The 9,360-nt window shown below is 58.3% G+C and carries 11 protein-coding genes; 4 read left to right on the top strand and 7 right to left on the bottom strand.

The genetic code is table 11. From position 1 onward, the window contains the following. Window positions 1-61: 61 nt before the first annotated feature. The 4 genes from KJP28_RS19605 to pcaD are packed head-to-tail and all read right to left on the bottom strand — an operon-like array spanning window position 62 to window position 2,298. Window positions 62-409: a peptidase associated/transthyretin-like domain-containing protein gene (locus KJP28_RS19605; protein ID WP_218394100.1), complete on the bottom strand. Its 348-nt coding sequence runs from the start codon at window positions 407-409 to the stop codon at window positions 62-64. 1 nt (window position 410) lies between these two features. Then, on the bottom strand, window positions 411-1,139 hold the full coding sequence (gene pcaH / locus KJP28_RS19600) for a protocatechuate 3,4-dioxygenase subunit beta (protein WP_076626050.1): 729 nt from the start codon (window positions 1,137-1,139) through the stop codon (window positions 411-413). After that, window positions 1,139-1,519, bottom strand: coding sequence for a 4-carboxymuconolactone decarboxylase (pcaC, locus tag KJP28_RS19595; protein WP_076626051.1), 381 nt, complete (start codon window positions 1,517-1,519; stop codon window positions 1,139-1,141). The genes pcaH and pcaC overlap by 1 nt, the downstream gene beginning before the upstream one ends. Continuing rightward, window positions 1,516-2,298: a 3-oxoadipate enol-lactonase gene (gene pcaD / locus KJP28_RS19590; RefSeq protein WP_076626052.1), complete on the bottom strand. Its 783-nt coding sequence runs from the start codon at window positions 2,296-2,298 to the stop codon at window positions 1,516-1,518. Before pcaD ends, pcaC begins: the two co-directional genes overlap by 4 nt. A gap of 75 nt (window positions 2,299-2,373) precedes the next feature. Here pcaD and KJP28_RS19585 point away from each other — a divergent pair, with 75 nt between their 5' ends. Then, window positions 2,374-3,291: a LysR substrate-binding domain-containing protein gene (locus tag KJP28_RS19585; protein ID WP_218394099.1), complete on the top strand. Its 918-nt coding sequence runs from the start codon at window positions 2,374-2,376 to the stop codon at window positions 3,289-3,291. 5 nt (window positions 3,292-3,296) lie between these two features. Here KJP28_RS19585 and pcaF read toward each other — a convergent pair whose 3' ends face one another. From pcaF to KJP28_RS19570, 3 genes are read right to left on the bottom strand one after another with little or no spacing between them, the layout of a single operon-like run. Next, on the bottom strand, window positions 3,297-4,496 hold the full coding sequence (gene pcaF, locus KJP28_RS19580) for a 3-oxoadipyl-CoA thiolase (RefSeq protein ID WP_218394098.1): 1,200 nt from the start codon (window positions 4,494-4,496) through the stop codon (window positions 3,297-3,299). Next, window positions 4,493-5,170: a 3-oxoacid CoA-transferase subunit B gene (locus KJP28_RS19575; protein WP_008335453.1), complete on the bottom strand. Its 678-nt coding sequence runs from the start codon at window positions 5,168-5,170 to the stop codon at window positions 4,493-4,495. The genes pcaF and KJP28_RS19575 overlap by 4 nt, the downstream gene beginning before the upstream one ends. Before the next feature lie 17 nt (window positions 5,171-5,187). Continuing rightward, the gene (locus KJP28_RS19570) at window positions 5,188-5,907 is read right to left on the bottom strand and encodes a 3-oxoacid CoA-transferase subunit A (protein WP_007803187.1); all 720 of its coding nucleotides are present in this window, start codon (window positions 5,905-5,907) and stop codon (window positions 5,188-5,190) included. Between the two features lie 105 nt (window positions 5,908-6,012). On the opposite strand from KJP28_RS19570, the gene KJP28_RS19565 reads away from it, so the two are divergent. The 3 genes from KJP28_RS19565 to nadC all read left to right on the top strand — a co-directional run bounded on the left by KJP28_RS19565 (window position 6,013) and on the right by nadC (window position 9,284). Then, window positions 6,013-6,771 (top strand): IclR family transcriptional regulator domain-containing protein, encoded by a 759-nt coding sequence (locus tag KJP28_RS19565; RefSeq protein ID WP_008335451.1) that lies wholly within the window; start codon window positions 6,013-6,015, stop codon window positions 6,769-6,771. Window positions 6,772-6,827: 56 nt separating this feature from the next. Continuing rightward, window positions 6,828-8,306, top strand: a complete 1,479-nt coding sequence (locus KJP28_RS19560; RefSeq protein ID WP_007803185.1) for an aldehyde dehydrogenase family protein — start codon at window positions 6,828-6,830, stop codon at window positions 8,304-8,306. A gap of 126 nt (window positions 8,307-8,432) precedes the next feature. Continuing rightward, window positions 8,433-9,284, top strand: a complete 852-nt coding sequence (gene nadC / locus KJP28_RS19555; protein WP_007803184.1) for a carboxylating nicotinate-nucleotide diphosphorylase — start codon at window positions 8,433-8,435, stop codon at window positions 9,282-9,284. Window positions 9,285-9,360: the final 76 nt, after the last annotated feature.

Below are 9,360 nucleotides of genomic sequence, written 5' to 3'. Positions count from 1 at the left end.
TTGATTACATCGCCCGGCAGCGCGCGAAAAGCATAGGCGCGATGGCAGTGGAATCTCATAATTAAGGGCAAAAAATATCCCCGAACGCGTCGTGTCTCAGATTTAAGGGCAACGCGACACCTGTAAAGGCCGGATCGGCGCTTTTATCGCCCGGAAACACGCCCCCAGCATCGCATTGCCAGCTCTCGATCAACGCATCTCGCATCGCCCAGCCGGTGCCGTCAAATACGGAGCCAACGATCTCAACGATCTCACCCTTGGCCTTGCTTTCATCCAGAAAAGGCGTGGTGCCAATCTCTTCGTCATAGTATCCTGCGTTTCCCGCATAGGTAGGCATCAGGCCGATATGGACATAAGGACCCGCCGTTTGCGAGGCGCTTTCGATCAGTGTTTCAAGTTTCTGAACCATTTCACATGCCCTCCAGCTTGTTTTCAAACATGGTCTGACGGCGACCCCGCAAAACAATGTCAAATTTATAGGCGAGAAAATCGAGTGGGCGCGATTTCGAGAAATCGAGCGGCGCGACCAGCCGGTCGAGCTGGCTGCGATCCTTGATGGTCGCGGCGATCGGGCAGTGATTGATGAGCGGATCGCCCTCGAAATACATCTGCGAGATTAACCTTTGGCCGAAGCTGTGGCCAAATATCGAAAAGTGGATGTGCATCGGACGCCAGTCATTGGCACGGTTAGGCCAGGGGTAAGCCCCTGGACGAATGGTCAAGAATTCGTAGTATCCGTTTTCATCCGTGATGGTCCGACCGCAGCCGCCGAAATTTGGGTCGAGCGGTGCGAAATAGGTGTCTTTCTTGTGCCGGTAGCGCCCACCCGCATTAGCCTGCCAGATCTCTATTAGCGCGTTCGGTATCGGGCGGTTCATCTCGTCCAGCAAGCGGCCATGCACCAGGATGCGTTCGCCCACGGCGGGAGCAGCACCCTTTGTCCAGTTCAAGATCAGGTTGTTGTCGAGCGCGCCGAGCTTCGTGTGGCCGAATCTCGGACCAGTCTCTTCCGAGGGAGTGCTCTCCATCGAAAGCAACGGCAGGAAGGGCGAGCGCGCGACGCTCGTTTTGTAGCCAGGATCATAGGGCTCGGGGTGGATCGCGCGGTTGCGCGGAATCAGTGGTCCATGGTCAGTCATTAGATACTTTCCTCCATTTCCGCATAAGTCTGCTTGGCCAGCTTTAGCGCGTGGTTGGCTTTCGGCACGCCAGCATAGATCGCGACGTGTTGCAGCGCCTCGGCGACATCCGCTTTCGAGGCACCGGTATTGGCGGTAGCCCGGATATGCATTGGAATTTCCTCGAAATTTCCTGTCGCGGCCAGCAGTGCGAGGGTCAACATCGAGCGTTCGCGTCGGGTGATCCGCTCCGACGCCCAAACAGTTCCCCATGCGCTTTCGGTGATCAACGACTGAAACGGCAAGTCGAATTCGGTCTTGCCTGCCTCTGCCCGGTCCACATGGGCCTCGCCCAGCACCTCGCGGCGCACTTGCATGCCTTTGTCGAACGTCTCTGTCATGGGATGATCCTTTCCACGAAATTCATCAGGGTGTGGGCAAATACCTTTGGCTGCTCTACCGCAGGAAGATGGCCGGAGCGGTCGAACATGACTAAATCGGAGCGGGGCAGGGCGGCGGCGAGCTTTTCGACCACGTCCGGCGGCGTCGCCTGATCGTGATAGCCGCCGATCACCAGCGCGGGCTGGGTGATTTCGCGAAGGCGGTCGGTGATGTCGGTGCCGGCGATCGCCGCGCAAGTGGCTATATAGCCTTCCGTATCTGTCCGGGTGAGCAGCGCCCGCCACAGATCGGTTTCAAGAGTCGCAAGCATATCGGGGCCGAACCACCGCTGTAGGATGCCGTCTGCCATTGCCGCCATGCCATTAGTGCGTACACCCTCGATCCGACTCAGCCAGCTATCCGCATTTCCCAGCATTGGGGCGGTATTCGAAAGCACCAAGCCGATCACCCTATCCGGCGCCATGAGCGCGATGTGCTGCGCGATCAGGCCGCCGATGGAGCAACCGACGATCACCGCCTGAGCGAGACCGATATGGTCCATCGCGGCCAGCACGTCCTCGGCCAGCTCTGGAATGCCATATCCCCGCGGCGCGGTACTGCTCAGCCCGTGACCGCGCTTGTCCATGCGCAAGTTCGACCAGCCCGCGGGTAGAAGCGCGACGACATCGTCCCACATCCGCAGGTCTGTGCCGAGCGAATTGATGAAGACAAGCGCGACACCTTCGCCGTCAGTGGCGCGCAGATGCGTGGTGCCCCAATCGCGTTTCAATGCCTGCATGGTATCCTCCTGTCGATAATTTGGCATAACTTTTCCCTTTACAAAAATATGATCTTGGCCAAAAGCTATAACCAAATGGATATACCTAATGGTCTGAAACTGCGCCATCTCGAAGCTTTCCTGACCGTTGCTCAAGCCGGAACAATCTCTGCTGCGGCGCGGCAACGGAACGTGTCGCAGCCGGCATTGTCAAAAACGATCTCGGAACTGGAGGGGCTGCTTGGCGCGCATCTCTTCGAGCGTACAGGGCGGCGGGCCGTCTTAACCCCGGCAGGTGAGAATTTTCGTGCTCATGCCCGCGCCGCGCTGCAAAGCCTCGAGGCAGGGGTGCGCGACCTGTCGGGGCAGGTGGCGGCGGGGCTGGTGAAGGTTGGGTTGCTGCCGACCGTGGCCGGTGGGTTCTTCCCCTCGGTCGCTCTTGCATTCTCGCAGGCGCGCCCGGATGCGCGGATCGGTATAATCACTGGGCCGAACCACTACCTGCTCGAACGACTGCGCGGCGGCAAGATTGACCTTATGGTCGGGCGCATGCCACGGGCAGCCGACATGGCAGGCCTGTCTTTCGAGTATCTCTATGACGAGCCGATCTTGCTGGTGGCGCGCGCCGGACATCCAGCGCTGGATCTGCCGGTGACCGACGCTCTGCTACACTATCCCCTCATCCTGCCCAACCCCGGTGCGATCATTCGTCAGAGCGTGGATCAATACCTTGCCGCGATGGGGTTATCCGATCTCACACCGGTGTTCGAGACGGTGGCCCTGCCGGCGGCGCAAACGCTTCTCGAAGGTTCTGAGATGCTCTGGTTCATCTCGCGCGGCGTCGTGGCGCGGGAAATTGCGCGCGGCAGCCTTGCTGCGCTCGATCTAAAGTCGGATTACATGGCCGGGGCGGTTGGTCTGACACGCAAGTTCACGTTCGACGAAGACAGCCATGCCGATCTGCTGGCGCGGCTTCTGCACCGGCGGGTTGAAGAGGATTGCGCCCGTCGTTGAGCCAGTCAGACGGCTTCTAGCGCAATAGCAATACCCTGTCCTACACCGATACACATGGTGGATAGCGATTTCTCACCAGGCTTGAGGTCAAGCATCGCGGTGCCAGTAATCCGCGCACCCGACATGCCCAGCGGATGACCCAACGCGATTGCCCCGCCATTGGGGTTCACACGCACGTCATCATCAGCAATCCCAAGATTACGCAACGTGGCGAGGCCCTGCGAGGCGAAAGCTTCGTTAAGCTCAATCACTGCGAACTCCTCTTGGCGCAGGCCAAGACGCGCCAGAAGCTTTCTCGAGGCCGGAGCCGGGCCGAAGCCCATGATGCGCGGCGCCACGCCGGCGGTTGCCCCGCCGAGCACTCTGGCGATCGGCTTAAGCCCATGCTTTTCGGCAGCTTCTTTCGTCGAAAGGATCAAAGCGGCAGACCCGTCATTCACGCCAGAGGCGTTGCCCGCTGTCACAGTGCCATCGGCTTTCACGAAGGGCCGAAGTTTTTTCAGGCCTTCGTATGTAGTCGTGGAACGCGGATGCTCGTCGGTGTCGATGACCAGAGGATCACCTTTGCGCTGCGGGATCGTAACCGGCACGATCTCCTGGGCCAAACGGCCATTGACTTGGGCTTTGGCCGCTTTCTGCTGCGAGCGCAAGGCGAAGGCATCCTGATCGGGGCGCGAGATGCCAAAATCTTCGGCCACATTCTCTGCCGTCTCGGGCATGCTGTCGACGCCATATTGTTCCTTCATCAGCTTGTTAACGAAACGCCAGCCGATAGTGGTGTCGTGGACCTCATTGGCCCGCGAGAAGGCGGAGGTGGCCTTGGGCATCACGAATGGCGCGCGCGACATGCTCTCTACCCCTCCGGCGACAAGCAGCTCGGCCTCGCCGGATTTGATCGCCCGAGCTGCAGTGATGACCGCATCCATACCCGAGCCGCAAAGTCGGTTCATCGTCGTACCCGGCACCGTCTCGGGATAGCCTGCGAGAAGCAGCGCCATGCGGGCGACGTTGCGGTTGTTTTCGCCAGCCTGATTGGCGCAGCCGAAGATCACCTCGTCGATCGCGGCAAGGTCGAGGCCCGGATTGCGCGCGGCAATGGCCCGAAGCGGAATCGCGGCAAGGTCGTCAGCGCGGACGGAGGAAAGCGCACCGCCAAAGCGGCCGATTGGTGTGCGGATGTAGTCGCATATGTATACGTCAGTCATGAGATTCCCTCGGGAACATTGAGTTCGGCAACTTCGCCAACAATGTGCAACGTCGCGCCAGTCACCGCCTGCAAGGCGTCCAAAGTGATGCCCGGCAGTTTTTCACGAAGCACGAATTTGCTATCTTCGATGTCAATCACGGCCAGAGAGGTGTAGACGCGGGTCACGCACCCGACGCCTGTCAGCGGGAAAGTACAGGCCTCGACCAGTTTCGGGCCGCCATCCTTGGTTACATGGTCAGTTACAACCGCCACACGCTTGGCCCCATGCACAAGGTCCATTGCTCCACCCACGGCCGGCACGCCTTTGGTGCCTACGCGCCAGTTCGCCAGATCGCCGTTCTGGGCGACCTGATACGCGCCAAGAACGGCCAGATCGAGGTGGCCACCGCGCACCATCGAAAAGCTGTCGGCATGATGGAAAAAGGATGCACCGGGCTTCAATGTAATCGCCTTTTTGCCCGCATTAATAAGATCCCAGTCTTCCTGTCCCTCCGCAGGGGCTTTTCCGAATCCCAGCACGCCGTTCTCGGTATGATAGGTTACATCGCGGCCATCGGGCTGGAACTTGGCGATCATCTCGGGAAATCCGATACCGAGGTTCACATAGGAACCATCTTCGATATCCTGAGCGGCACGCCACGCGATCTGCGCGTTCGTCAGTTTGTCTTCCATTAAATTGAAACCGGACATCAGTAGACCACCCCCCTACGCACGAGTACTTCTTCTTGTTGAGGCGCGGGAACCTCGACAATCTTGTCGACGAAGATTCCGGGGGTAACTACCGCCTCAGGATCGATGGAGCCGGGTGCGCGGAGGTTGGAGACCTGCGCAATCGTGCGATCGGCAGCCATCGCCATCAACGGATTGAAGTTCCGGCCAGCCAAACGATAGGTAAGGTTGCCGGTCTCGTCACCATCATGGCCTTTGATCAGGGCGAAGTCGGCCTTCAACCACAACTCTTGCACGTACATCTTGCCGTCGAACGTCTCTGTCGGCTTGCCTTCGGCAAGCTCGGTACCAAAAGAAGTTGGCGTATAAAAAGCGGGAATGCCTGCTCCGCGCGCGCGAATGCGTTCGGCCAATGTACCCTGCGGGATCAACTCGAGCTCGATTTCGCTTGCCAGGTATTTTTCGTTGAATGCCTCGGCGTTGGAGCTGCGCGGGAAAGAGCAGATCATCTTCCTGACCATCCCCGCTTTGATCATCGCGGCGATTCCGATCGCGCCGTTTCCCGCGTTATTGTTTATCACGGTAAGATTCTTGGGGCTGCCGGTGGCACGAAAGCGGTCGATTAAAGCGTGGATCAGTTCGATCGGGGCTCCGGAGCCTCCAAAGCCACCGATCATAACCTGTACGCCATCGGGGATATCCGCAACCGCGTCAGCGAGGCTGGGCGATGTTTTGTTCATCAGGATCCTCCTTACATTCACTTCGAAATATCCCTAGATTACCGCCGTAGCGAGTAAAATGTTCATATATTGATCTTTTTTCAACATGTGTATATCAACGTTCGCATGTTGAACAATCCCACCGACTACATCGCCTCGCTCGCCAAGGGGCTGAAAGTGATCGAAGCCTTCGGACCCACATCCCCGCGTCTTTCGATATCCGAAGCTGCCGTCGCCAGTGGCTTGGATCGCGCTGCTACGCGACGCGTACTGTTGACGCTCCACCGCGAAGGTTACGCCGACTATGACGGTAAGTTTTTTACTCTTACCCCGCGCATCCTACGGCTCGGAGTGGCCGCACTTGCTTCCCTACCGCTCTCGCAGATTGTCCAACCTTGGCTTGACCAACTCTCCGAGCAAATTGGTCAAAGCTGTTCCGTGGCACTGCTCGATGAGACCGAGATCGTGTATATCGCGCGCGCGGCGCAGAAACGTGTGATGTCCATCGGGCTCATGCCTGGGTCACGACTCCCCGCCCATTGCACCTCGATGGGAAGGGTTCTGTTGGCTGCGCTGCCTCGCGAAGAGGCTGACCTGCTTGTCAGACGCTCGGACCTTACCCCGCGGACCAAGTTCTCAATACTCGACCCAGTTCAGACCTTGTGCCGGATCGATGCTGCGAGAGAGGACGGATATGCGTTTGTGGACCAGGAAGTGGAAACGGGTTTACGGTCAATCGCTGTTCCGCTGAATGATCGCAAGGGTTTGACCGTCGCTGCTCTCAATATCGGTTTGTCGTCTGCCGGCTGGACACCGAAGCAGACGATTGAAACATACTTGCCGCACTTGCTTGGCGTCCAATCGGCCCTCGGGCGGGTTCTCTGATTGACATTATTTAGAAGTCTAAGTTATTAGGGCCTCAAGCCGGGAGGATACCTTAGATGGAAAATCTGAAACTAGACGCGAAGCTCTCTCTTCAAGAACCAGCCCATCTCTACTACGGCGGCGCATGGGTGCCGCCACTAGAGGGAAAGTACGAAGACACTTTCAACCCAGGAACCGGCGAGCGGATCGGGTCGGTTGCGACGGCAAGTCGCGCCGATGTCGATGCGGCGGTTGCGGCAGCGAAAGAAGGGTTCGAGGTATGGCGGGATGTTGTGCCGCTGGAACGCGCACGTATCCTGAAGGAAATCGCAAATCTCTTGCGAAAGCATGGCGATGAACTGGCGATGATGGACGCTGCAAACTGTGGCAACCCCTATACTGAAATGCGCGGCGACGCCGCGATTGCGGCAGCGCAGATGGAGTTTTTCGCCGGTCTTGTGACCGAAATGAAGGGTGATACGATCCCTATGGGACCAGAGCGCATCAACATGACCCTACGCCAGCCGATGGGCGTGGTTGCAAGGATTCTTGCCTTTAATCATCCGTTCATGTTCTGCGGCGGAAAGATGGCAGCGCCTCTGGCCGCAGGCAATGCCGTCATCATCAAGCCGCCGGTTCAGGCTCCGTTGTCTTCGCTGCGGCTGGCGGAGCTCATCGATGGCCTGCTGCCTAAAGGCACGTTCAATGTTCTGCCGGGCGGCGTCGAGGCAGGAGCTGGGCTGGCCGAACATCCCGACGTCGCCAAGGTCACACTCATCGGCTCCGTACCCGCGGGCCGGGCGGTGATGCGCAGCGCGAGCGACACCGTCAAACCAGTGCTGCTCGAACTCGGCGGCAAGAACGCGCTGATCGCCTATCCGGACAGCGATCCGAAGAAGATCGCCGATGCGATCGTCGGCGGCATGAATTTCGGCTGGTGCGGGCAATCTTGCGGATCGACGAGCCGCGCTTTCTTGCATGTAGACATCCACGATGCGGTCATCTCACATCTCAAAGCGGCTGTCGAACGGTACAAGCCAGGCATTCCGACAGAGCCGGAGACCACGATGGGGGCGATCGTCAGCCGGACACAGTTCGATCGGATCATGGACTTCATCGAATCCGCCATGAGCGAAGGCGCGCGTGCCGTAACCGGCGGCCATGCGGTGACCGAAGGTGCGCTGGCACAGGGAAGCTTCATCGCGCCGACGATTTTTGCGGATGTAACGCCGCAGATGCGTATCGCTCGCGAAGAGATTTTCGGGCCAGTTCTGGCGGTCCGCAAATGGTCGGACGAAGATTCCATGCTGAACGAGGTCAACGCACTTGAGCTGGGGCTGACCTGCGCAATTTGGACTCGGGACTTGGTTACGGCTCATCGCACGGCTGCTCGTGTCGAGGCCGGGTTTGTTTGGGTTAACGAAGTTGGCCGGCATTTCCTTGGTGCCCCGTTCGGTGGGGTCAAACAATCGGGTATCGGGCGCGAAGAAGGTATTGGCGAGCTGATTTCCTTCACCCATGAAAAGAATGTGCATATCAATCTGTCGGGTCAGTAACCCGGTGCAGAGGTAATGTGCGAACGGGGTCTGGGATCCAAAAGCTTTTTCTTTATTGATTGCTTTGGCCGGGATGAGACCATCCCTTCCTACCCTTTCTGCAAACCGACAAGGATCTGAAAAATAATGAGCAATGTTGCGAACGTCCCCGATATCATCCTCGAACCTATGGTTCGGAACGCCATTGTGGAGGACCTGGGTGCAGCAGGCGACGTGACAACCCGTTCCGTTCTGCCTGAAGGCACGCGCTACAAGGCGCAAATGCGTGCACGGCAGGACGCGGTTGTTTCTGGGATGCAGGTGGCCTCTCTGGCGTTTCGGCTGATTGATCCCGATCTTATTGTCGAGACTGTTGTCGCGGATGGTACGGCCTGCAAAACGGGCGATACCTTGATGCGTATAGAGGGATCGGCGGCGTCGATCCTTGCCGCAGAGCGTGTTGCCCTGAACTTTGCCGGGCGGTTGTCCGGGACGGCAACTTTGACAGCGTCCTATGTGCAGGAACTTGCGGGTACCAAGACACGTATCACCTGTACACGCAAAACCACACCGGGGCTGAAGCTTGTCGAGAAACTCGCGATTTTGCATGGCGGCGGCCACAATCACCGGTTTTCCCTGTCCGATGCAATCCTGATCAAGGACAACCATATCGCAGCGGCTGGTGGCATCAAACAGGTGTTGGAAGCCGTTCAGCGAAATGTGGGTCACATGGTCGTGGTCGAGATCGAGATCGACGGTTTGCATCAGTTGGACGAGGTGCTTCAGACCGGGGGCGCAGATGTCATCATGTTTGACAATATGTCGACCGAAGACATGGCCGAAGCCGTAAAGCGCATTGACGGGCGGGCGAAGACAGAAGCCAGCGGGAATGTGACCCTTGGCCGTTTGCGCGAAATCGCATCGGCAAATGTGGATTATATTTCCTCCGGTGCTTTGACCCATTCGGCGGGGACCGTCGATTTCGGTTTGGATTTCTGATCCTCTGAACCGCTCCAGACCGTCTGAAATGCAAAATGCCCGCCCTTTCGGCGGGCAATAAATACCTATTGCGTAC

It is taken from the genome of Maritimibacter dapengensis (assembly GCF_019218265.1).
GTDB lineage: Bacteria > Pseudomonadota > Alphaproteobacteria > Rhodobacterales > Rhodobacteraceae > Maritimibacter > Maritimibacter dapengensis.
This window is presented reverse-complemented; position numbering and strand designations above follow the sequence as displayed.

Bases quoted from the DNA above. Each gene is read 5' to 3' on its own strand.
- KJP28_RS19605 (WP_218394100.1), bottom strand. From the start codon at position 409: ATGGTTCAGAAACTTGAAACACTGATCGAAAGCGCCTCGCAAACGGCG.
- pcaH (WP_076626050.1), bottom strand. From the start codon at position 1,139: ATGACTGACCATGGACCACTGATTCCGCGCAACCGCGCGATCCACCCC.
- pcaC (WP_076626051.1), bottom strand. From the start codon at position 1,519: ATGACAGAGACGTTCGACAAAGGCATGCAAGTGCGCCGCGAGGTGCTG.
- pcaD (WP_076626052.1), bottom strand. From the start codon at position 2,298: ATGCAGGCATTGAAACGCGATTGGGGCACCACGCATCTGCGCGCCACT.
- KJP28_RS19585 (WP_218394099.1), top strand. From the start codon at position 2,374: ATGGATATACCTAATGGTCTGAAACTGCGCCATCTCGAAGCTTTCCTG.
- pcaF (WP_218394098.1), bottom strand. From the start codon at position 4,496: ATGACTGACGTATACATATGCGACTACATCCGCACACCAATCGGCCGC.
- KJP28_RS19575 (WP_008335453.1), bottom strand. From the start codon at position 5,170: ATGGAAGACAAACTGACGAACGCGCAGATCGCGTGGCGTGCCGCTCAG.
- KJP28_RS19570 (WP_007803187.1), bottom strand. From the start codon at position 5,907: ATGAACAAAACATCGCCCAGCCTCGCTGACGCGGTTGCGGATATCCCC.
- KJP28_RS19565 (WP_008335451.1), top strand. From the start codon at position 6,013: ATGTTGAACAATCCCACCGACTACATCGCCTCGCTCGCCAAGGGGCTG.
- KJP28_RS19560 (WP_007803185.1), top strand. From the start codon at position 6,828: ATGGAAAATCTGAAACTAGACGCGAAGCTCTCTCTTCAAGAACCAGCC.
- nadC (WP_007803184.1), top strand. From the start codon at position 8,433: ATGAGCAATGTTGCGAACGTCCCCGATATCATCCTCGAACCTATGGTT.